The 23,227-nt window shown below is 44.6% G+C and carries 23 protein-coding genes; 3 read left to right on the top strand and 20 right to left on the bottom strand.

The window, feature by feature from the left end:
* Nucleotides 1–26: 26 nt before the first annotated feature.
* From H70737_RS14545 to H70737_RS14500, 10 genes are all read right to left on the bottom strand, one after another.
* Entirely contained in the window at nt 27–506 is a 480-nt protein-coding gene (locus tag H70737_RS14545) for a DinB family protein (protein ID WP_042188306.1), read from the bottom strand.
* Nucleotides 506–1,681, bottom strand: a complete 1,176-nt coding sequence (solA, locus tag H70737_RS14540; protein WP_081951122.1) for an N-methyl-L-tryptophan oxidase — start codon at nt 1,679–1,681, stop codon at nt 506–508. The genes H70737_RS14545 and solA overlap by 1 nt, the downstream gene beginning before the upstream one ends.
* Nucleotides 1,678–2,859, bottom strand: coding sequence for an amidohydrolase (locus tag H70737_RS14535; protein ID WP_042188302.1), 1,182 nt, complete (start codon nt 2,857–2,859; stop codon nt 1,678–1,680). The genes solA and H70737_RS14535 overlap by 4 nt, the downstream gene beginning before the upstream one ends.
* 51 nt (nt 2,860–2,910) lie before the next feature.
* On the bottom strand, nt 2,911–3,927 hold the full coding sequence (locus tag H70737_RS14530; protein ID WP_042188300.1) for an LLM class flavin-dependent oxidoreductase: 1,017 nt from the start codon (nt 3,925–3,927) through the stop codon (nt 2,911–2,913).
* Nucleotides 3,928–3,938: 11 nt separating this feature from the next.
* Complete coding sequence (locus H70737_RS14525; protein WP_042188298.1) at nt 3,939–4,691, bottom strand: amino acid ABC transporter ATP-binding protein; 753 nt, start codon at nt 4,689–4,691, stop codon at nt 3,939–3,941.
* Complete coding sequence (locus H70737_RS14520) at nt 4,688–5,398, bottom strand: amino acid ABC transporter permease (protein WP_042188296.1); 711 nt, start codon at nt 5,396–5,398, stop codon at nt 4,688–4,690. Before H70737_RS14520 ends, H70737_RS14525 begins: the two co-directional genes overlap by 4 nt.
* A complete protein-coding gene (locus H70737_RS14515; protein WP_042188294.1) occupies nt 5,395–6,180 on the bottom strand; it encodes an amino acid ABC transporter permease in 786 nt (261 codons plus the stop codon). The genes H70737_RS14520 and H70737_RS14515 overlap by 4 nt, the downstream gene beginning before the upstream one ends.
* Before the next feature lie 33 nt (nt 6,181–6,213).
* Nucleotides 6,214–7,065 carry a transporter substrate-binding domain-containing protein gene (locus H70737_RS14510; RefSeq protein ID WP_042188293.1) on the bottom strand — a complete coding sequence of 284 codons (852 nt, stop codon included), beginning with the start codon at nt 7,063–7,065 and terminating at the stop codon, nt 6,214–6,216.
* A 4-nt stretch (nt 7,066–7,069) separates the two neighbouring features.
* Entirely contained in the window at nt 7,070–7,585 is a 516-nt protein-coding gene (locus H70737_RS14505) for a GNAT family N-acetyltransferase (RefSeq protein ID WP_042188291.1), read from the bottom strand.
* A 118-nt stretch (nt 7,586–7,703) separates the two neighbouring features.
* Nucleotides 7,704–8,597 (bottom strand): LysR family transcriptional regulator, encoded by an 894-nt coding sequence (locus H70737_RS14500; protein WP_042188290.1) that lies wholly within the window; start codon nt 8,595–8,597, stop codon nt 7,704–7,706.
* A 363-nt stretch (nt 8,598–8,960) separates the two neighbouring features.
* On the opposite strand from H70737_RS14500, the gene H70737_RS14495 reads away from it, so the two are divergent.
* A complete protein-coding gene (locus tag H70737_RS14495; RefSeq protein ID WP_042188288.1) occupies nt 8,961–9,494 on the top strand; it encodes a GNAT family N-acetyltransferase in 534 nt (177 codons plus the stop codon).
* 133 nt (nt 9,495–9,627) lie between these two features.
* Here the strand turns inward: H70737_RS14495 and H70737_RS14490 are convergent, their stop codons facing one another.
* The 4 genes from H70737_RS14490 to H70737_RS14475 all read right to left on the bottom strand — a co-directional run bounded on the left by H70737_RS14490 (nt 9,628) and on the right by H70737_RS14475 (nt 14,613).
* On the bottom strand, nt 9,628–11,565 hold the full coding sequence (locus H70737_RS14490; RefSeq protein WP_042188285.1) for a YhfM domain-containing protein: 1,938 nt from the start codon (nt 11,563–11,565) through the stop codon (nt 9,628–9,630).
* Nucleotides 11,566–11,781: 216 nt separating this feature from the next.
* Nucleotides 11,782–12,675 (bottom strand): sugar phosphate isomerase/epimerase family protein, encoded by an 894-nt coding sequence (locus tag H70737_RS14485; RefSeq protein WP_042188283.1) that lies wholly within the window; start codon nt 12,673–12,675, stop codon nt 11,782–11,784.
* Between the two features lie 25 nt (nt 12,676–12,700).
* A complete protein-coding gene (locus tag H70737_RS14480; RefSeq protein ID WP_042188280.1) occupies nt 12,701–13,558 on the bottom strand; it encodes a sugar phosphate isomerase/epimerase family protein in 858 nt (285 codons plus the stop codon).
* A complete protein-coding gene (locus H70737_RS14475; protein WP_042188278.1) occupies nt 13,555–14,613 on the bottom strand; it encodes a Gfo/Idh/MocA family protein in 1,059 nt (352 codons plus the stop codon). Before H70737_RS14475 ends, H70737_RS14480 begins: the two co-directional genes overlap by 4 nt.
* Before the next feature lie 123 nt (nt 14,614–14,736).
* Between H70737_RS14475 and H70737_RS14470 the strand changes: the two genes are divergently transcribed.
* Nucleotides 14,737–15,606: a helix-turn-helix domain-containing protein gene (locus H70737_RS14470; protein ID WP_042188277.1), complete on the top strand. Its 870-nt coding sequence runs from the start codon at nt 14,737–14,739 to the stop codon at nt 15,604–15,606.
* Nucleotides 15,607–15,786: 180 nt separating this feature from the next.
* Nucleotides 15,787–16,356 carry a hypothetical protein gene (locus H70737_RS14465; protein ID WP_052404295.1) on the top strand — a complete coding sequence of 190 codons (570 nt, stop codon included), beginning with the start codon at nt 15,787–15,789 and terminating at the stop codon, nt 16,354–16,356.
* A 35-nt stretch (nt 16,357–16,391) separates the two neighbouring features.
* On the opposite strand, the gene H70737_RS14460 is transcribed toward H70737_RS14465, so the two are convergent.
* The 6 genes from H70737_RS14460 to H70737_RS14435 all read right to left on the bottom strand — a co-directional run bounded on the left by H70737_RS14460 (nt 16,392) and on the right by H70737_RS14435 (nt 23,070).
* A complete protein-coding gene (locus H70737_RS14460) occupies nt 16,392–17,291 on the bottom strand; it encodes a glycerophosphodiester phosphodiesterase (protein ID WP_052404294.1) in 900 nt (299 codons plus the stop codon).
* A gap of 141 nt (nt 17,292–17,432) precedes the next feature.
* Nucleotides 17,433–17,636, bottom strand: coding sequence for a biotin transporter BioY (locus H70737_RS14455; protein WP_052404293.1), 204 nt, complete (start codon nt 17,634–17,636; stop codon nt 17,433–17,435).
* A gap of 156 nt (nt 17,637–17,792) precedes the next feature.
* Nucleotides 17,793–18,782 (bottom strand): ABC transporter substrate-binding protein, encoded by a 990-nt coding sequence (locus H70737_RS14450; RefSeq protein WP_042188275.1) that lies wholly within the window; start codon nt 18,780–18,782, stop codon nt 17,793–17,795.
* Between the two features lie 130 nt (nt 18,783–18,912).
* Nucleotides 18,913–19,887 carry a helix-turn-helix domain-containing protein gene (locus tag H70737_RS14445; protein WP_042188273.1) on the bottom strand — a complete coding sequence of 325 codons (975 nt, stop codon included), beginning with the start codon at nt 19,885–19,887 and terminating at the stop codon, nt 18,913–18,915.
* Between the two features lie 284 nt (nt 19,888–20,171).
* Nucleotides 20,172–21,932, bottom strand: coding sequence for a dihydroxyacetone kinase subunit DhaK (dhaK, locus tag H70737_RS30335; protein WP_042188271.1), 1,761 nt, complete (start codon nt 21,930–21,932; stop codon nt 20,172–20,174).
* A 1-nt stretch (nt 21,933) separates the two neighbouring features.
* Nucleotides 21,934–23,070 carry a glycerol dehydrogenase gene (locus tag H70737_RS14435; RefSeq protein ID WP_042188270.1) on the bottom strand — a complete coding sequence of 379 codons (1,137 nt, stop codon included), beginning with the start codon at nt 23,068–23,070 and terminating at the stop codon, nt 21,934–21,936.
* Between the last annotated feature and the right edge of the window lie 157 nt (nt 23,071–23,227).

Raw genomic sequence — 23,227 nt, 5'->3', positions numbered from 1 at the left:
TCATGCAAAACTGACTTCGGAAGCAATCATTGCACAAACGATGCATTAGCTGCGCCCTGTTTGATTCGCTCGATCTGACCAAGATGTCTCTCCACATGTCCAGTGAAGCCGTGCACGATATCGGAAATTTTCACGGTCTCCCCTTTGAAATTAATTCCGCTTTTCTCCCAATCTTCTTCGCTAAGCCGTTCAAACAAAAGGCTGTTATAGTAAAGCAGGCTGCGGAACAGCTCCAGATTGTCGGAAGCATTGCCGCTGTTGGCGTACTGACCGCTGACCCAAGCATCCTGATTGAAGACTGGAAGCTGTGCAGTCGTAGCAGCGAGAATATCACGAATGCGGAACGAAACTACGATGCTGTGATCAGCCAGATGAGTCAGTACCTCAGTCACACTCCAACTGGCGGGTTCTGCCTTCCATTTCAGTTGTTCCTCCGTTAACCCGGCGGTCGACTTTACTAATTGATGATACGTCCTTAGATAATCACTGATTTGAACTCTGCTCATTAAATCCCCTCCAATATATGACTTGTTCGCGAATGATCCGGTGGTGCGAAACGAGATAACGAAAAAGGCTGGATGTTATGAGTTGTAACTCCACCGATCGCTATGTCAGCCAGTATTTCACCCACAACACTAGAAAATTTAAAACCATGCCCCGAAAACCCTCCCGCTATCAGCACATTGGAATGGAGCGGATGGCAGTCTATAATGAAATCTTCATCAGGCGTATGCTCATATTTACATGCAGAACCTTTTAGCAATCGACCAGCTGCACCGGGCATGTAAGACTCCAGTACCTTGCGGAGGTCACCCTCATCGCTGGCTTCACTGCCGAACGGGGCAAGCTGTGTACCCGGCATCCATTCCAGCCCTGTATCATGCCGGCCGATCTTCAGGCCAGCTCCATCGATGCTGGGAAATCCGTAATAGCCACCTTCCTCTGCTCCTAACGTAAAGCCAGGGAAATTACCAGCAGCAAAAGCAGGGGAGCTCTCAAACCAGCCCACAACTTTGCGGATTGCTTTAATCGGCAAATGTACAAAAGGTGCCAATTTGCCAAACCAAGCTCCGGCACTAAGAATAGCTGCCGCTCCGTGATAATCGCCATTTGTCGTATGAACCGTAACGCTGCCTTCGCGAGCGGTGACATTCACTACTGGAGTGTTCGTCAACAGTTCCGCACCATGTCCAAGGGCAAGCTGACGGTAGGCGGAAATACAGCGTTCGCTGTACAAATATCCGGCATCTGGTTCATACATTGCCGCGAATGATTCTGGTATGTTCAATGCCGGCCAGCGCCGCCGGATCTCTTCGGCATCCAGATGATGGACCTGCACCTTCCGTTTCTTCGCTTCTTCGAGACGACCGTTGAAGGAATACACTGCGCTATCCGCGAGATTCAAGACACCTGAGCGGACAAGGAGTTCTGTTCCGCTCAACTGTTCCGCTTCTTTCCATAGTTTATCTGCCCGTAAAGCTAAATCAGTGTAGGCGGGGTCACCGCTGTAAGCATGCCGGATCAGCCGGGATTCCCCGTGATGGCTGCCCTGTGTATGTGGAGGATCGAAGGTATCCACTAGTAGCGTCTTCACTCCACGCCTCGCAAGATTGTAACCAGCGCTCATGCCCATCGAGCCTGCGCCTACGATAATTACATCGTAACTTTTATGTTCAGCTATAATTCTGCACCTCCACCGGAATTGTAGTACTCAAGGGAACGTACAGCCGCATCCGCAAGGAAACGTGCTGCCACAGGGAGTGCCTGTTCATCCAGATTGAAGGCTGGATGATGCCATTCTTGGCTTCCTTCAGTACCTATAAAGACGAACAATCCCGGTACCACGCGCTGATAGAAGGCAAAATCCTCTCCGGCCAGTGAAAGCTCTGGTTTGACCGCTCGGTAGCCAAGAGCTTCAGCCGACTCTACCCCTAACGCCGCTAAGGCGGCGTCGTTGATGACCGGAGGCGGCCCTTCGATCCAGCGGACAGTGGCTTTTGCTCCAAGAGCAGCTGCCACACCAGTCGCCACTTCCCGAAAGCGGTCAAGTACTTTGCTGCGCACCGTTTCATCAAAGGTACGGATTGTACCCTCAAGCACGGCTTTTTCGGGGATGATATTCCATGAATTTCCGCTGTGAATCTGCGTCACACTGACCACCGCACTTTGTAGGGGACTGACATTGCGACTTACAATGGATTGAAATGCAGTCACGATATGCGAAGCAGCTACAATCGGGTCTATCCCAGCTTCTGGAACGGCAGCATGAGAACTGCCACCCTGCACTTCAATCACAAACCCGTCAGCCGCTGCCATTAAAGGGCCCGCCGTAATACCGATCGTTCCGACTGGCAGTTCCGGCTTATTATGCAGCCCGATTACTGCCCGGACTTCTTCTAGCGCCCCGCTAGCAATGATCCGCTGTGCCCCTTGCGCCTTCTCTTCAGCCGGTTGAAACAACAGGCGTACCGTTCCTAGTAACTGACCCTCTCGCTGCTTCAATTGATAGGCGGCACCGATCAAGGCAGCCGTATGGAAATCATGTCCGCAGGCATGCATTTTGCCGGGATACAACGAAGCATAAGCTGCTCCAGTTTCCTCCTGGATTGGCAAGGCATCGATATCTGCGCGCAGCGCGATGACCGGACCGGGCTGCTTGCCCCCAATTTCTGCGATCACTCCGGTAGACAGACCGTAATCTACGACCCTGACTCCTGCCCGCTCCAGCAGGGAAATAATATATTTTGTTGTCTCATATTCTTCGTTCGACAGTTCCGGGTGCCGATGCAGATGACGGCGTATCCCGATTAATTCTTCTCCAAGCGCTTCCGCACTCAGCTCTTTAGCTTTACTAGTCATATACAGTCACCCTCCTTTAAACGATTTGTTGTGTGATCCTGATCCGCCCGCTTATGCCTCTGCCGGCACTTCAGCGATTGCTTCGCTCAGGAGCTCAAAGGAGCGGTACCTTTTGTCAAAAGGCTGCACATTCGTAGTTATGATGAACTCCTCAACACCGGATGCCTCTGAAAGTGCCAACAGCTGTTCACGTACAGAGTTCTTTGTTCCTTTGGTAATCTCTGGTTCCAACTCTTCAATCGTGTATGCTTCATTGCTCTGGCGGGCAAACTCCTCCGCCTGTTCCCGGGTTCCAACGGTTAGCTTCTTCCCGCTTGCCAGCTGAATCCGAATCAACTTATGTGCGCCCGCCAGTTCTTTCGCTTCCTCTTCGGTCTCAGCCACCACTAGTGCTAAAGCGATAATTGCTTGCGGTTGTCTGCCCTGTGAAGAAACAAAACCGCTTCGGTAAGCACGAATAGCATCTAGCGCTACTGTCTTATCGCTATTAATAAATAGGGAGAACACATAAGGTAATCCAAGTTCAGCAGCAATCTCTGCACTGCCTACACTCGCGCCAAGCACATACAGCTCAGGCGGAATACCAGGAAGGGGACCTGCCTTCAAACCAGCCAGCGGGTGGTTTTCTTCGAGCCGGTTATGCACATATTTCTCCAACTCGATGATTTTGTCCGTTAAGCTAGGGGATTCGGTTCTTTCCTGCTGAAGCGCTTGTGTGCTGCGCGGGAGTCCACCGGGAGCGCGTCCCACTCCGAGATCCACTCGGCCAGGAGCCAGTGTAGACAGCACATTGAAGTTCTCCGCCACCTTGTACGGACTGTAATGCTGGAGCATGATGCCACCGGAGCCAATGCGGATGCGCTCTGTTTTGGCCAGCAGATGTGAGATGAGTACTTCTGGAGAAGAACCGGCTACCTGCTCAGAGTCATGATGCTCGGAAACCCAGAATCGATGAAATCCAAGCTCCTCAGACTGTTGTGCCAGCTTAATGGTATGCTGGAATGCTTCCTCTGGCGTTTCTCCCGGATAGATCGGACTTTGATCAAGTACGCTGATTGTAATAGCCATTGTTTTTCCTCCTATATGGAATAGTTAAATTCAGGTGTGATTCGCTTCAGGAACTGCTTCGTTCTTTCTTCGCGCGGATGATTAAACAGCTCAGTCGGCGTTCCTTCTTCAACAATGACGCCTCCGTCCATAAAAACCACATGATTCGCCACATCACGAGCAAACCCCATTTCATGGGTGACTACAATCATTGTGATGCCTTCCTTGGCAATTTTTCGGATAACAGCCAGCACCTCACCCACTAGCTCAGGGTCCAGCGCCGATGTTGGTTCGTCGAACAATATAACCTCTGGCTCAAGCGCCAAGGCTCGGGCAATCCCTACACGCTGCTGCTGACCTCCGGACAGCTGACTCGGGTAAGCATCCAGCTTGCTGGCAAGACCAACCTTTTCAAGCAGTGCTATGCTCCGCTTTCTCGCTTCGTCCTTCGGAAGCTTTTTGACAATTAACAGGCCTTCCATCACGTTCTCCAGCGCGGTTTTATGACGGAACAAATTGTACTGCTGAAATACCATTGCCGTTTTTTGCCTAAGCTGATGAATCTCCTTTTTGCGGGCATGTTTGCAGTTCACTTTGAAATCGCCAATGGCGATCTCTCCGCTGCTTGGCTTCTCCAGATAATTCACGCAACGTAAGAGAGTCGTTTTGCCGGAGCCACTGGGGCCGAGAATGACGACAACCTCTCCCTTCGTCACCGTTAAATCTATATTGTTTAACACCTGATTCCGACCGAATGACTTCGAAATTTGCGCAAGTTTGATCATGCTACTCCACCTCGATTGTACAGATTAATCCTTTTCTCAATGACCGATGTCACGCGTTCGATCAGAAACGTTAGTGCCCAGAAGATCAGTGCTGCCGCCAGATATGCCTCGAAAAACTTCCAGTTCGTTGAAGCCACAATCTGTGCCTTAGCATTGATATCCACCACCGAAACCGTAAAAGCAAGGGTAGATCCGTGCAGCATACCGATTACTGAATTCGAAAGATTAGGCAGACTTGCCGCCAGCGCTTGAGGAAAAACAATCCGCTTTAGTGCTTGGGGCGTAGTCATACCGATAGAGTGGGCCGCTTCTAGCTGACCACGATCCACAGCGAGCAGACCGGAACGGACGACCTCAGACATATAAGCTCCAGCAGTAATCGAGAATGAAATATAAGCAAAACCGATCATCGGAATCGAAACCGACCTAAAGCTCCAGCCGAAATGCGCCGCCAGACCATCAATGAGCACAGGAAGCCCAAAATATATAAGCAGCAGATGCGTCAGCATCGGTGTCCCGCGGATGAACGTAACATAACCGACGGCCAGCGGATGCAGCAGTGGAACTCTGTATAGCCGGATCAAGGCTACAGCCACTCCAATCACAAAACCAATCAATACAGAGACAACGGTAATATATAAGGTCGTAGGAATTGCACTCAGAATTTGTACCAGAGCAGTCCATATAAACGATGGGTCCAGTTTCATAATCCGGTGCCTCCTTTGCCAGGTCCCAGTTCTGCAATGATGCGTCGGTAGGACCAGCTTTTGTTGATTTTAAACAATTTTTTCTCAGGCGTATTTCGTCTTTCATGCCGTAGCAGATGGTGTTCTGCTACAAGCAGCAGCTTCTCAATCGTAAAGCTGATGACCAGATAGATAAGCGCAAGCGCGATATAGGTTTCAATAAAATGCTGTGTTAAGCTGCCAAGCGTCTGAGCCTTACCTGACATTTCCATCACCCCGAGGGTAAAAGCTAATGATGTATCTTTCAGTAGTGCAATTACTAGATTAGAGAATACAGGAACTGCTATACCTAGCGCTTGGGGCAGCACGATTCGTGTAAAAGCTTGAAACCCCGTCATCCCTGCAGCGTATGCAGCCTCCACCTGCCCCTTATCCACCGCCATCACTGAAGCCCTAATCATTTCAGACATGTATGCTCCCGTATGCAGACCGTAGGTTAGAATAACAAAGACAAGTACTGGAGTTCGGGTCATATCCACATGGACCAGCTTCATGATTTCAGGCAGACCATAATAAAACAAGAAGAGCTGGATAAGAATCGGAGTTCCCCGAAAAAAAGAAATATAGATTTCGGAGAGGGTCTTTAACACAGGCACTTTATAAAGTCTTGGCAGAGCTACGAGAAAGCCGACAATAATTCCTGTCAGTAGAGAACAGGCGACAATCAGAAGCGTGGTGCTTAAAGTCCCTAGTAACTTAGGCAAAAACGAAAATACAAAACTGATATCAAACTGTGCGCCCATATATTCCCTCCCTTCCCGTGCTCACCGGCTCAATCATTTAACCGAATCCGCTGTAACATCCGCACCCAGCCATTCCGTGCTCAGCTTACCCAGTGTTCCGTCCGTCTTCAGCTCTTTAATCGCACTGTCAATCGCATCTGACAGCTTTTGTGAATCGGCATCATCCTTACGGAAAACATAGAGAATGTCCGCGGAGGACAGCTCGTCGCCCGTAGCTTTTAGCTGACTCTGCGGATCAATGATCGGCAGGACAAAATCTGCAGCCAGCGTAGCGTCCACACGCCCAGTACTAATCTGTGCGACGGTATCATTCGCTGCACCGTTCTGATACACGATATTAATCGCATTGTCGTGCTCTTTATTGTAGTTCTCCAGAATTTGCGCTTGTGCGCTTGTCGCACCGACTAATACCTTTTTCCCTTTAAGATCATCCAGTGATTGGATCGAGTCATTATCCTTCGCCACTACGATGCGGTTTCTCCAATGGGCATAGGCTTCTTTGTTAAAAGAATATTTCAACTCCCGCTCCGGATTTTTCTCCATGACATGGGCAACCAGGTCGATTTTTTTAGTTTCCAAACTCAGCAGTAAATTGCTGAAATCCATGGTTTGAAACTCGAATTCATATTCAGGCAGCTGCTTATCGATTTCTTTGAGCAGTTCCACATCGAAGCCTGTAAGCTTGCCGTTCTCATCTATGAAGCAGACCTTCGGAAAAGCAGTACCCGTACCTACGATGATCTTAGTTACCTTTGTCGAACTATTTGCCGTTGCCGAAGCTTCGGCTGCATTTCCATTCTGACTACTGTTCGTGCTGTTATTTCCGCAACCTGCTATCGCCAGTGTCAATAACGATGCAATTACTAATGAAATGGACTTTTTCATTGTTCTATCCCCTTTGAATGATTTGTGGTTTATCTATAAGTGTTTTTTTCATCAGAAACATAATGCCGTCACCATTCTGCTGATCCAGTTCCAGAAACCGTTCATACCCCCGGCGTTCATACATTTGAACTAACCATGGGTGCATCTTCGCCGTTGCCAGCGTGACCGCAGCCGAACCCAATTGTCCAGCAATAATGTGCTCTTCCACCCAATCTAGAAGCTTTCCACCATAACCTCTGTTACTGTAATCCGGATGAGCAGCAAACCATTTAATAAAAGGCAGTGGGCTAATCTTCTTAATCTCTTCTTCTTTTGAAAGTGTTATCGTCGCAACTATCGTTCCATCAACTTCAAGCACATAACACTCATTCGTAGCAATATTGTCTTCAATAAGTGCCAAGTCAGCTGTAGCCGCCGGCCAATGCAGCCCGAGCTCACGAATCAGCTCATACGCACGATATGTAACCTCAAGCAAAATCTCCGCATCTTGCAGTTCTGCCAGTCTGTATGTCTCACTCATCGCAAGCCCTCCATCCTTCCGAAATTAAATTTATAATTCCTATAGAAATAGTCGTCATTATATGCAATTAACTTTATCACTGCATGTGTCCATGCGCTAATAGAGTTTTTTAATACATCTATACAATTAGTCGATCTCCCGTTTTACCAATCCCGAGTTCAAGTAGAGTTTCTATGAATTCAGCGTTCTCCCCATTTAGTGAAATCAGGCTGGTACGTAAGGAGATGCCTTCCGTCTCCGCAATATCTACCCGTACTAACGTCCCAGCTGCTACTTCCTCTTGCACACTAAGTGCCGGAAGGAAACAGATACCTGCTTTTTTCAACACCAGCTTCTTGGCTGTCTCCAGGTTATCCACCTGATATTCAATTTTCGGTGGCTGTTCCATGCTCTCAAATACACGATGCAGTCGCATCCAATCCAAAGACCCGCATTCAAAAAAGACTAACGTCTCCTGGCGAATATCTTCCAGCGATGTACGTTGTGCCTTAGCTAAGCGATGCCCCTTCTCTACATACAGCGAAATGGGGTCTTCGCAGAAAGGAAAGGCTTGAATGGCTGGATTTACGACCTTACGGATAAAAGCCAGATCTAGCTCTTTCGATTTCAGCTTATCAATCAATACTTCCGTAGAAGCTGTCGTCAGCTTGATCGTGATATGCGGATACCTGCGCTTCAAATGAAGCATCAGATGCGGCATTAAATAATTGGATACCGAGACAGTACTGCCGATCCTCAGTTCATTTGGAATAAGCCCCTTGGCCTGAACCTGATATTTACCGTTCTGATAGATCTGGAGAATCTGCTGGGCATAGGGAAGAAATTGCTTACCTTTATCCGTTAGGCTAATCTGCTTACCTAACCGATCAAACACTCTGCAATCCAATTCCCTTTCGAGCGATTGAATCCGTGCCGTAACTGTCGGCTGAGAGATATATAGGACTTCGGCCGCTTTATTGAAGCTTCCATAATGGTTAATGTAGACAAAAGCCTCAATATTTTCAATGTTCATCCCTACTCCCCCTAAACTAATATTAATTTTACTATTCCGATGAAAAAACAATGAAATAGAATGATGCTTTCCTATAGATTTTGTTTATATCTTATGCACCCCCCTATTTTTTGTCAACTTAAATTCCGTGTAAAATAATCGGATTTCCACAAAATTTCATTCATAAATGATTAATAATTTAAAATTCGAAACTACAGAAGCTATAGTGAATCCCTTTATAATCGACTGTTATGTTTATTTCATATAGAGCTTTTCTATTCATTTATCAAAATAATAAAATACCCCTTATATAACTCGGAATTATCGTTTATAATGACTTCATTCGTATGAACTATACATTAACTGAAAGGGGATCGCGAGATTATGTCACAAAAGATTATTATCCGTGAAGCTGAGAATAATGACCGTGATGCCATCGCTGAAGTGATACTGGACGCTTACCACCAATACTCGGAAATTATGCCCGAGCCGTTGTGGCTAGCGTACCGGAAATCACTTCTTGAATCTGTCCATGGCGATGCCCCGATTATGCGGATCATCGCTGAAATCGACAAGAAAATCATTGGTAGCGCACTCTTGTTTAGCTCCTCGGAAACGGCTTACGGTAAACCAGAGTTAGGCATTCACTCCCCTATCCTACGCCTGCTTGCCGTATCCCCATCCGCTCGCGGCCTCGGTGTTGCAACCCATCTAATTCACGAAGCTGCTAGGAGATCTCGTGAGTTAGGAGCCACCACTTTAAATCTGCATACCTCAGAAATGATGGCTTCAGCAATCAAGCTCTACTATCGCTTAGGCTTCAAACGGGCGTATGAGACCGATCTTATGAACGGGGAAACCCTGGTACAGGGTTTCCAACTAGACCTACTAACCTCAGTCCGTACAACAGCAGGATAAATATAAAATTCGAGACAGACTTACTCGATGAATATAACGTCTTCTTAACCGTTGTCTTGAAATTAAAAAAAGAAGCCTCGGGAAGCTTCCCAATGATCTTATGTGATCATTGCGGCGAACTTCCGAGGCTCATTTAATTTCCTTTTTTATAGGTAATTTCTTTAAAACTCACAGTGATATTGCCTTCATTATCAGCATCATCCAGGCGATGATCTAAAATTACAGTTGCTTTGGCGGGGATGGACGAAAAGCTAGCCCCCTTCTGCTTCTTCTTTACATCATAGAGATAATAAGAAACATTCTTAACCTTCAGCCCTATAGTATCCTTGTACAAAAGTTCTACGGAATAGGATTTTATCACAGCTACATTAGCGTCCATCCATCCTACAACTTCAACCGCTGCATCTTCTTGGTCGCTTTCAGTCTTAATGGAGCCGATGGGAAGCCCATCCTGATTATAAAAATCAATTTTTTGGGGAGCGATTTTCAAATAATCGATATCGATATCATGGATTCGGTTTTGGTTCATCTCTGCTGTATCCATCCAGGCAATCGTGCCCGCCGGGTTCCACTTTATTTTCTCAGAAGGTACATATTGCTCTTGTGGTAAAGCTACAGTGCGTAGCGAAGCTCCTTTATTATCGTAAAAGGTTAATTGGCCGCTCTCATCATCATGTACAAATCTCTTAAAGGTTGGTGAAAGAAACAGGGATGGCGCACCGGTCGTCGAGTGAGGGATTACCGGATATTTTAGAAGATGCACATCGTCCTTTCCTTTCCTCAGATCAAACAACCATACATTGCCGAGGTAACTTTGCATAAATAATATTTGTTCATCCGCATTCCACTGGAATTTATAGATGTAGTCAGAATCATCAGAAAGCGGCCAAAAGTCTTCCCGAAGTCGTTCAATATCTCCTGTAACAACATTATAAGAGGACAAATGATATTTCCCAGCTTCTTTCGTCAGATCCGATTCCAGAAATAATAGATGATCCTCGTCCAACTTGATTAGCATATTATAGTTGTTCATAAATGCATTGTTCCAACGGTTATCGGTATCGATCAGCTCATCGCTCCATTTCACCATCACCTCATCCGTAGCAGGATCATGGGCTAGTAAAGCGTTAACTGCATTATGGTCGCCATAGAAAAAATGAATGGTATGATATAAGATTCCTTGTAATTCAACCACTGCCCCACCGTTTAATAGATAGTTATTTTCGGTTATGCCAATTGGTTTAGCCACCAGTTCTCCATTTGAGCTCCGTACTGCATTAAACTCCAGCCCCTTAAAGTTTGCTTCCAAGAATATAAGCTTTTTTAACTCGATAGTTGATTCCTTAGTAAGTGTGTAGCCTGTGCTTGTTTCGTTCACATTCATTAACATGCCTTGCTCGCTTGTTTCGTTAATCCATAGATGAAAGGCATATTTATTATTATTTGAAATTAGAACAATATCGTAGTTAGGCGTTGCGGTATTTAAATTTCCTGGTATTTGTACAGCGGTACGGATGGCTCGGACGAAAGTTTCTATGCTTTCATGATCTATGTATTCAGCCTTTATGTTAGCACTCACTGAACCATGTGCTAGAGATTTCGCTATTGTGATTCGCTTGATTTCCTCGTCAATTTTTAGATTATCGGCTTCTACTTGTTGCTCATTGGGTTGAAATAAGTCAAGTAAAACTACTTTTTTTGTTTCCGGCAGCTTGTAATGTCCATTTTGTCCTGATTTGGTGAAAAGACCACTATTCTCGCCCTTAATCCAGAATGAGAACTTTTCGTTTTCATTATTCTTCATTTCAACAGTAGCTTCATAATCAGGTGCTGCAATATCAAGCTTGGCGCTGTCATACTCAGCAGTATGTATGGCTTCATTGAATTGTTCTATTAAATTATTGTCCGTTATGGTCATGGATTCACCGCTATCGTTCTGGATTGTTATGGAATTAACAGAGCTCAGATCGATCAGGGTTTCATTCACTTTATCCTTATTCCCTGTATTGAAACATCCAACAATGATTACTGAAATGACTGCTAAAAGGGCTAGTAGATTTATCTTTTTCATATAGGCTCCCCCTTCGTATTCTCTCTTCTTTAACGCCAAATAGAGGATAAAGTTGCAATAAATGAGATTAGCAATTGGATCAGATTCTTATCCTGAACTATGTAAAATTGTTTGTAGCAATAAAAAAAGCCACCGTACAGGCCTGTTCTCCTGTAAGGCAGCTTCTCTTTTATCCCAAAGGTTGGATGAACTATTTAATCATTATTACTACCATGCTCAGACCCGAAAAGCCTTTAAAAAATTCACAGCCTGGCGGATATCTTCCTCTGGATTAGTGCCAACTTCCCGTTCTATGGTCAGGAAACCTGTATAACCGATGTCGTTCAGCGCTTGCAGATAATTGTTCCAGTCGACAGAACCTGCTCCAAGTGGAACTTCACGGAACGCCGAGCCGGTCTCGGCCATTTCAGCCATCTTCTCATGGTCTAATGCGGGTGCTTCATAACCATATTGACCGTAAACATCGCGTGGATCGATATCGGCAAGTTTGAGACCATCTTTAGCATGGGTGTGTACAATGTAGTCTTTTAGTGTATGAACACCTTGCACGGGATCATCACCAGTCACCATCACCATGTTGGCCGGGTCAAAATTAACAGAAACCCCTTTGGAACCCAAACCGTCGAGGAACGTCTTCAGACACGCAGCGGGTTCTGGCCCAGTCTCAATCGCAAAGTAAGAATTCATCTCATGCGCGTATCTGCTTAGTTCCTCACAGGCGATGTGCATGGTTTCATAAATTTCACTGGTGTGGTCAGAGCGAACAATACCGATATGTGTAGTTACGATATCTGTACCTAGCTCCTTGGCCAGCTCCATAATGCGTTTGGACTTTTCGATTTTGGCACGGTTCTGTGCAGGGTCCTGAAATCCATGTCCGCCTAAATCTCCAACGAGGGCAGAGATTTCGAGACCCAGTGAAGCGATGTATTCCTTCCATTCACGGCGGGCTGAAGGAGAAAGGTTAGCGGGATCAAATTCACCTTGTACCGCATAAATCTGAACTCCATCAGCCCCTGCTTCTTTTGCCTTGCGCAACCCCTCTTTTACTCCGACCTGAAAACTGTCTACGATAACGCCGATTTTGTTAGTGATAATTGGTTTAACCATGGCAATAATCCTCCTTTAAAATGAATTAGTTTTGGTTCCAAACCCGCTTGATGTATTGGAGCCCAAGTCTTGTCCCCTTACGGCACTCTTCCATTCCCTCAAATTCTACAGAGATATATCCGTCGTAACCGCTTTCCTTAACGGTTCGAATGACGCCCGGCATATCGATGTCTCCTTGACCAACGATGGCACCCCTCAACCAGTTCCCACCAGTAGACTGGAACCAGCCTTCTCCAGGTTGGCGATCCTGCGGACGAATATAGAAATCTTTGAAATGTACCATCGAAGCAAGCTTAATATTGTTAGTCACAGCAATAAGCGGATTCTCATCAGCGCACAGGAAGTTACCAATGTCGAGTGTTGTACGGAAGTTATCTCTTCCTACTGCGTGAACCAACGCCTGTACACGATCGCTGTGCTGAATAAAGTATCCATGATTCTCCACACTGGTCGTTATTCCCAAACCTGCGGCATAATCGGCAATTTCCCGACAGGCTTCAGCTAAATGTGGAAGCTCTTCCAAAAAGTGCGTAATTGATAGATCATTTGACGAGGCTACATCATGCCGCATCCGCTGAATGCCTAATGCCGCACAGACGTCTACTTCCCGCTTTACCCGTTCGACTTCACGCTGTCTTTCCGCTGTCTCCAGACCGGCAAAATTCGCCCCGATAGCATAATTAGACAACTCTAGTCCACGACCTGCTGCCGTACGTACAATCTGATCAATTAGCTCAGGATTCTCAACCAAATTGATGCCCAAGGGTACAATCTCCGCATGCTCCGCGCCCAGATCGGCGATTGTCTCAATGACTCCTTCAAGCGTAAGCTCACCTGTTGAAAAAGCTGAATGCAAACTGTAGGTACTGATTCCTAGCTTCATAGTTTCACCTCTTCGCCTTTGGCAGCGGATTCATAGATCGCGCCGAGAATCTTCATGATTGTAACGCCGTCCTGCACAGGACTAATCGGTGTAGAGCCGTTGCTGATGTTGTTCGCAAAGTGATTAATCTCATTCTGGAATGCACTGTTGAACTCAAACCCCTTATGATCGGTCTGCGGATAGATATTGACGATCGTATCCGACTGTTCTTTGACGAGGACTATCTCAGGATCAATTTCAAACCCACCCTTGTCACCGTACAGGCGGACCGAGCGCTCGTCTTCTTTGGCATGCAATGTAAAGCTAACATCAACCATCAGCGAAGCTCCATTCTCAAAACGAATTAGTGCATTTGCTAAATCTTCCACCGTATTGTTCGCTGCGTCGTAATCAGCGGCTTTATAGAAAGAAAGGTTCTTGATATTGGAACGATTGCCGAGCTTCCGGTAAGTATTGGCGCTTACTGATACTGGATTCGGACGGCCCATCAAATACCAGCATAGATCGATCACATGGACGCCGATATCAATTAATGGTCCGCCGCCGGAGCGTTCAATATCACTGAACCAGCCGCCGGGATTACCAAGTCTCCGGAACGTCGTTGCCTTCGCATAGTAGATTTCACCGAATTCTCCTTGTTCCACCAATGTCTGAAGTAGCTGGGCATTAGAGTCATAACGTCGTACAAAGCCTACTTGCAAAATTTTACCGCTCTTTTCCACTGCCTGCTGAACCTGAAGCGCTTCTTCCACCGTGCGGCAAAGGGGCTTTTCCACAAGTACATGTTTGCCTGCCTCAAGTGCCGCGATGCTAATCTCAGCATGAGAGTTGTTCCATGTGCAGATGCTGACTGCATCTATTTCGGAATTAGCCAGCAATTCACGATAATCCGTGTATACGTTCTCCACGTTATACTCAGCAGCAACAGCTCGTGCACGCTCTTCATTCAGGTCACAAACCGCATATATGATTGTCTGCGGATTATTCCGATAAGCACTTAAGTGCATGCTGGAGATAGAGCCGGTTCCTATTACGCCAATTTTGATCATATCCATAAATACTCTCTCCTTTATTTTGCATAGGTTATGATTCGTATTATAATGATTTCAACCCTAAACACCATGCAGAACCTTGCGGTTTCATTTGTACAATTGTGCTATAGGAGGTGCAGTCAATAAATGTTGGACTATGATAAACATCTACAGGAACCCATGGACATGCCGGATCCCGAGTTTCCGATTAAAGTACATACCCAGCGCTTCAACCAAGAGGGAGTTTTGTTGTTCCCACATCATTGGCATGAGCATCTTGAGTTTCTGTTTATCGAAAGCGGTGAGGCTGTTTTTGAATGCGGACGAACACCGATCAACGTACGGGCTGGTGATTTAGTTGCTGTGAACAGCAACGAGCTGCATTATGGGGTGAGCGCTTCTTCTGATTTATTGTATTATGCGATCATTGCAGATACTTCTTTGCTGCATAGTGCGGTAAGCGACGCTGCCGAGACCAAGTTCATCGCCCCGATTCAGCAGAACCAGCTGCTGTTACGTAATCATATCCGGGGAGATCAGCACATTACAGACTGTGCGCTGGCGATTATTCGGGAACTGGAACTTCGCGAATTCGGATATGAGCTGGCCGTGAAGTCCGAGCTATACCGCCTGCTAACGTTGCTATTGCGCAGACATATCGTCACCGTACTCTCACAGGCTGAGCAAGAAAGACGTATTCAAACCGTTGAACGCTTCGCACCTGTTTTGCGTTATATCGATACCCATTACCAGGAGCCCATTCAAGTTGACGAACTTGCGGCTCTAACAGGGCTAAGCCGCTTCCATTTCAGTCGTCTCTTCAAGGAATTAACTGGTCATACGATTTCGGAATATATAAATGCTGTCCGTTTAGACCGTGCAGATTATTTGCTAAGGCATACCCAGTTAACGATTTCTGAAATCGCTACCACAACTGGCTTCAGTGATATCTACTATTTCAGCCGGACTTTCAAAAAACATAGAAAAGTACCCCCAAGCAGTGTGAGAGGGTTCTAGTTAGGGTGAACAAAGGAAGCAGTCTTCTACTTGCTATCGCTCCTTAATTTTAACATCAAAAAGGTCAGGAAAGGGTAATCCCCTCTACTGACCTTTTTTTATTTTATTAATTGCATAAAAGAAACTATCTTCCATCTTATGGGTATAATTAACATAACAAAAATATAGGAGGAGATTTCATTGAGAAAAATAATTAAACTGACTATATTAGCACTTTGCATAATGATTCTACCGAGAACAATGATTTATGCCGCATCGAACCAATCAGAAGTTTCATTATATTTCAATAATGTGGTGCAAAAACAGGCAGCAGTAATATCCGAGGGGGACATCCTCTTACCTGTTGAACAGCTCTCTAAAAATTTGTTTGCTTTAATCGCTTTAGATGAAACAAGTAAAACGGTTCGAATCTACAAGCCAAATGTGAACATGGTATTGCTTGATAACAATGGAGAGATTTTCGGTAAGGTAAAAAGCCCTTCACGGTTTGCCTTTTCAACCTTATTACAAGTAGATCATTTAAAAACAGAAATTTCAGATATAAAACTTACGATCACTGATCCCGCAGATAAAACAGAAACTATCGATAATCAACAAATTAAGAAAAGTGAAGAAAACTTTTGGTTCAAAACTAACGAATTTACTTATTCGTTTAATACAAAAGGCACCTATACTATTCAAGTGTTTTTTAAAGACGTAAATTCAAAAACATGGTATCCTGTCTCTGAAATCGATGTATTCGGCATATGAATTTCCGATAGTTGAATTCCCGTTTCCGTACTTCCTCACTTCTTATTATTCTTAATCACTTCATTAAAACGGTCAGGAAAGTTGGTATGTACCCCGTCTACGCCCCAAACCACGGCTTTGTCCATATTCACTTGATAATTCACTGTGTATGGAAATACCTTTAGACCCGAATTTTTCACCTGTGCGACATAGGAGGAATTTATTCTTTGAAAGTTAGGGCTAATACCAACTGCATAAGTTTTCACCCGATTGATAAAAGACTCTGGTACTTTGTAAACCGGAATATTATACCAAACAATTTGATAAAGCGGGATCTCTGGGTTAATCGAATGAAGCTTACGTAAACTCGCCTCACTAAATGAATGTACGGAAACATGATCAGACAGATTATATTTTTCAATTTGTTCGTTTAATATGGTTTCGATATTCGGATACAAAGCAGGATCTTTAATCTCAATCATATAGTCCACTTCTTTTCCAAACCTTTCAAATACCTCTTCTAACGTCGGAATACGTAATCCAGCATATTGTTCCCTAGCAAACATGGGATATTGTTCGTTAAACCAAGAGCCAGCGTCTAATTTCGAAAGCTGCTCTAAAGTATAATTCTTAACATACCCCGTTCCATTTGTCGTACGATTAATAGTTTCATCGTGAATAACAACAGGAACACGATCCTTAGTTAACTGAATGTCTAACTCGATATAATCGGTATCCATATCAATGGCTAGTTCGAATGCAGGTATAGTATTCTCAGGAGCATATCCCGAAGCGCCACGATGAGCAATGGTATAGATTTTGTCCGCAGGCTCGAGAATTTCCTTCACTTTAGTACGAATCCATGGAGAATAGGCATACATTGAGGTACATAATAAGATCAACAAAAATATGTGAATAAATATAAAGTACATTTTAGAATTTTGAATCCTTTGCATAAAACTTCCCTCTTCTTTTCAAAAATTTATTGTTGTTTACTTGGTGCTGTTTTTTATATCTTATCCAGTTAATTACCATTCATAATCCTATCAAATCTCCTCTTGATTTATAATTATGTAAAACCTGCGGATTATTCTAAGCTATATCGCAATGATGGCTGCAATAACCGCTTTAATGATATCACGTGGAAGAAAGATCACCACACTTGTTAATCTAGCCCAAATGGAAGTATTCGTAATCAATGCCATGGTAGGCGCACCTATCAGATTAATCAACATTACACCAAAAATCAAATTTACGACAATCAGATTCCAAGTTCTGACATCCAGCGAATCATGCAGCATATACAAATTCTTTGATTTTCATGAAAAAACCTACATAGGAAAATTGAATGTATTGATTAGATTCATAAAGTTGGAAGAATCTCGAACTAAAAAAACACTGATCCAGATTAGGATCAGTGTTTTTTAGCTACACATTTTATTTTAAACAGAATAGCTTTACTTGTTGATATGTTCCTTGATTTGTTCAGCGATTTGTTCCAGCAATGCCTCTTTCCCCAATGCAAAGAATGCTTCATTGTAATTTTGTCTGCTTGTCATGCGATATATATTTTTCGATTTTACAGCTTTTAGGCTGCTCCAGACCTTACTTTTGTCTAGAACATTCCGGTCATTATCAGATAATAAAATGATGTGGTCTGGATTAAAGGTAGACAGTGCTTCTAGACTTGTTACTTTTCCTCCCCATGGGTCTGGTTCCGGTGTACCTGGCGCGATGAGTAATCCAAGATCATTAAAAATCATATCTGCAATACCTGTGCGGGAATAGATCCGGATTTCTTTCTCTGTAGCTTCGATTACCGCAAACGTTTCTTCATTAGTTATCTTTGTGATTTGATCATGCAGTTGTTGAGCACGTTGATCATAGGCCTTCAGCCACTCATCCATTTCTGCTTTCTTATCAAGTACCTCTGCAACAAAGGCAAACCGCTCTCTAAAAGCATTAAAGCCATAAGGAACCCTCACTGTTGGAGCAATCATATTTAGTTGATCATAGATTTTCTCTTGTGTAGGCCCTGCCAGTATCAAGTCAGGACTTGCTGCACTGATCGCTTCTAAGTTAACTTCCGTTTGAAACCATCCAACGGGCGTTACATTAGGCAGTTCTTTTTTTAGAATAGGTGTGATTTCCAGTGAATTAGCCATGTCTGTATTCCCGGTAATCACAGGTTTATATCCAAGCACTAAAAGTTCTTCAGTTGAGCCAGATACATCGGCAATTCTAACCGGGTTTACCGGTATTTCAACATCTCCCATGGCGTCCTTAATGGTACGTGTTTCGGAGGAATTCGTAGCGACGGGTTCAGATGTTACCGCGGGTGGGGTGTTATCCCCTTGAGCCTCCTGCCCTGAATTCCCACATCCGTACAACATCACCATCATGAATAAGGCGATTCCGACAAAAGAGATACGTTTTAAACTGAACATTTTTTCCAACCCTCTCCAATCTATTGATAATCATTCTCACTACTAGCAAGTCCGATCATACACTCTGCTGATAGGGCTAAACTACCGATAGAGGGATTGAATAACGGTTTGGCGGATATTTATTTGTTGTCTAACGTTTTTTTATTATTTCAGAAGGATTTATTCCATACTGCTTCCGAAACGCCTCCGCAAAATGACTAAAGTTGTTGTAACCTACCATCGTCGCTGTTTGACTAACACTACTCTCCCCGGAACGCATGATTTCCCATGCTTTTTCTAAACGTTTCTTCCGTAAATAGGCAAATACAGTCGTACCATACTCTTCCTTAAAACCAACTTTTAATTTGTATTCGTTAATACCCGCCAGCTTGGAAAGCTCTATGAGTGATGGAGGGTTTGCCATTTGCTCGAGTATGATTTCTCTGGCTCTCCGAATACTTTCCCGGTCAGTGCGAGATAAATGCAAGCTACGTTTAGTATGACTCTGCTCAAAAAGAAAAGCGCCCAAATATGCGGAAAGGAGTTCTAATGCCTTACCCTCTGCGTATAACCTGCGCATTGAGGTATGATATGGGCAATCTCTCAATTGAACCAATATTCGGGAGGTTTCTGGAAGAATAGGCATACGGAACATACGAAATGATTGTGTATCTAACAGCCCGGATAAACTGCAAGTATGTAGAGATCCTTGCTCTACCATCCATGAATCGAACAGTGTTACCGGTACACCAATGGACAGTAAACGGATGGGTTCAGCACTGCGATAGTGAAATTCGGCTTGGAAATCTCGCATGAGCTGCAATGAACAACTGTCGGGCACCAACTCGTGACTATTGCCTGTTACATGAACTTCTCCGCTGCCCTGTAGACAAAAGCTTAGCTCAATCATAGCTGCTTCGGATTGAACTCGGACTAAACGATCCTCAGTGAAACGGTAATCACTATCTACAATTTCGATCCCGGAAGATGTGATAACCCTATCGACGTATCCATGGTCACTAGGTTGTGAAAAATGCATTCGCTCTGTGGTGTCCCTTATAGTCGGAGTCTCAAACAATGCATTGAAATACCCGTTATAGATGTTATGAATTGATTTTCTTGTCATTAAGTTATACCCTCAGCAGAGCTGCAGTACGCTGTAGTCCCAATGTAGTGTTTTATCATGAGGAGATCACCTTTATCCATGTATTAAATGATAACGATTATCATTTAGATCATTATATTCGAGATATTAGCTAAACTGCAACGAACAGTTTATGAGGAGTGTTAGCGTATGATTCCAAATACAAACACCCCCTCATCCTAATGGATAAGGGGGTGTCGATTTCTGTTAATCAGCTTTTAACTTTCGTAGCATTATTCAGATCCGGATTCAGTTTATATTATCTCTTATCTCATCGCTTTAGCTAGCTCTGTGAAAATAACTCCAAGCGCGTAAGCTCCTGCATCCGGATAACCAATGCTGCGTTCACCTACCGTGCCTGCTCTTCCCATACGGGCGACGATATCGGAAGTCTTCTGGGCACCGAGAACTGCCGCCTCAGCAGCTTTGATAGCTGCCAGCTTTATATCTTCGCCTTGTTCTGCGCTTTGTGTCCAGGCATCCGCAAAAGGTACAAGCGCATCAATTAAAGTCTTGTCTCCAACGACAGCACCTCTCCCGAAAGACCTTTCGCCCGTATCTTGAATTCCTTTGACGACCGCTTGCATCATATTGGCAAATTCCTGAATGGATAACTCCTGCTTCTGCAGCGCAGTCTTGCTCGCAGCGCGGAAGCCCGATCCCCAGATCGGCCCGGAAGCTCCTCCACAATGCTCCATAATGATCAATGAACAAGCATCAAGGAAGTCACCGATATCGCTGTGATGATTAGCTAGAATATCTTCCCATTCTACTTTCAACTGCTTAAAGCCCTTGGCTACGCTCATCCCAAAATCACCATCTCCGGCGTGGGCGTCTAGCTCGCAGAACGGTACCTCATTCTCGATAATGACCTCACTCATTTGATCGATCAAAAATACGATATTTTGTAAGGAAAACTGGTTGTTCTTAATTATCGCTGCTTCAGCATCCGTATTATTCTTGAAGGATACCGTGCTGTCTGCCTTCTCTTCCTTGATGACTTCCGTATATTTCACAGGCTCAAATGAACCTTTAACCGACAATGCCGGTGTATCACACGGAGCAGACAACCATTTCTTCAGCGTCTCATCCAGCTTCATAATCGACACTGATGCGCCAGCCATATCGATGCTGGTCATATAGTTGCCGACAAATACTTTAAACACTTGCTTATTCTTCGCCGTCAATTCACGGATCACAGAATTATTCAACAAATAAAGCTCTTGCAGTGGTGTTCCACCAAATCCATTGATCAGAACAGCAACTTCTTGCTGCGACTCATCGTTCATTTGCAAGTTGCTCAGCAAGGACGTAACCATTCGCTGCGCCAGTTCATCCGCTGACACGGCTTTTTCTCTGCGAATTCCAGGCTCACCGTGAATTCCAACACCGTATTCCATCTCATCCTCTTCGATATGAAACGTCGGGGTTCCTTTGGCAGGAACGGTGCAAGATGTAAAGGCGAAGCCGATGGTGCGAACATGGTCAATCGCATGTTGCGCCGCTTCTTTTACTTCCGACAGGGACAGCCCTGCTTCTGCCGCAGCCCCGGCTACTTTATGAACGAGAACAGTTCCGGCCACCCCTCGTTTCCCTACGGTGTAGAGACTGTCTTCAACGGCAATGTCATCGTCTACTTTGACGTATTCCACTTGTATGCCATCTTCACTTGCGAGATGAGCCGCATTTTTAAAGTTCATGATGTCACCGCTGTAGTTCTTAATAATAAGCAGCGTTCCCTTTTTACTAGCAGAGCTACGGATCGCTTGGTAGACCTGAATCTGGGATGGAGAAGCAAACACATCACCACACACGGCTGCATCCAGCATACCGCTGCCTACGAACCCGGCATGGGCCGGTTCATGCCCACTACCGCCACCGCTTATAAGTGTAACTTTATCGGTGTTGATCTCTTTTTTAGAAATCACTTTGAATTTATCGTTGAAATCCAGCTCAGGATGCGCTAAGACAAGTCCATTACACATTTCCCGGACTAGCGTTTCCGGCTTATTCATAATTTTCTTCATCTTAAAGCTCCTTACTTAATTTGTATTGACGGCCTAATTGGTCAGCAGCCATAATCGCCGATGCTACGGCTTCTTCTGTAATTGGGAACGGCATCGAATGAATCGATTCCTCAGCAATACAAGCTTTTTTAGCAACCTCAAGAAGTTCTTCGTAAGTGACTTGCTCCACTCCGATATCTGCTAAGCACACCGGAAGCCCAATAGACAGGCAGAAATCCAATACTTCTCTTAATTCGGTACGGTCTGCATTTTCAAGCACCAATTGAGCAATTGTACTGAAGGCTACCTTCTCACCATGATAATAATGATGTGTTCCTTCTAAAGCTGTTAAACCATTATGGATCGCATGAATCGCAGCCAAACCTCCACTTTCAAAGCCTAGTCCCGATAACAAAATATTCGTTTCAATGATATTCTCCAAGGCTGGGGTTACGATATTCAGATCGCAGGCCTGCTTCGCCTTGAACCCATTTTCAAGCAAAGTGTCATAACACAGTTTGGCAAGACCTAGTGCGGTTATTGTTCCTTTAGCTTCCCCACAAACACCTTCACGAACCCCGCAAGGCAATCCCGCATTCACATTGGAATAAGAATTTGCTGTAGCTCTTGCTTCGAAATAAGTGGAGAGTGCATCACCCATCCCTGCAACAAGAAATCTTGTTGGCGCTTTGGCAATGACTGTTGTATCGATCATGACTACACTTGGGCTTTGCTTGAAATAAGCATAATCATCAAACTCACCTTCTGGGGTATAGAGTACCGCGGAGTGGCTTGTTGGTGCATCAGTGGCTGCTATCGTTGGAACGATAATCAATGCTTCACCTTCTGCTACGCATTTTGCCGTATCAATCGCCTTACCTCCACCCAACCCAATCGTACATGCACATTGATGTTCCTTAGCCAGAGCCTGTAATCTTGCGACTTCTTGTCTTGAGCATTCCCCATGGAAGCCACTTTCAACAAGCGTTATATTAAATTTCTGTTTAGTTGACTCCAATTTATCTTTCACACGTGTAACATCATCTGGATGTGCAATGAGCAGTGCGGAATCACCGAATGTTTTTACAAAATAGCCTAAATTCAAAAGTTCATTCTCACCTTGCACATATTTCGTCGGACTGATAAACGCTCTTCTCATTTTCATTCCTCCTAGGTTGTATATAGTTATTATTATAGATTGCTCTATTTCGGTATGCATGAAACAATAAGATCAGAATAAAGCGTTTTCTTATCGAGTTTTTTTGTCTTCTTATTAAGGAATAGTATTATCTTGTCCTTTTGAGCAAAAATTCGCT

The sequence above is a fragment of the Paenibacillus sp. FSL H7-0737 genome (assembly GCF_000758545.1).
GTDB lineage: Bacteria > Bacillota > Bacilli > Paenibacillales > Paenibacillaceae > Paenibacillus_AQ.
Note: the sequence above shows the minus strand (reverse complement) of the source record. Positions and strands in the feature narration are given on the sequence as shown.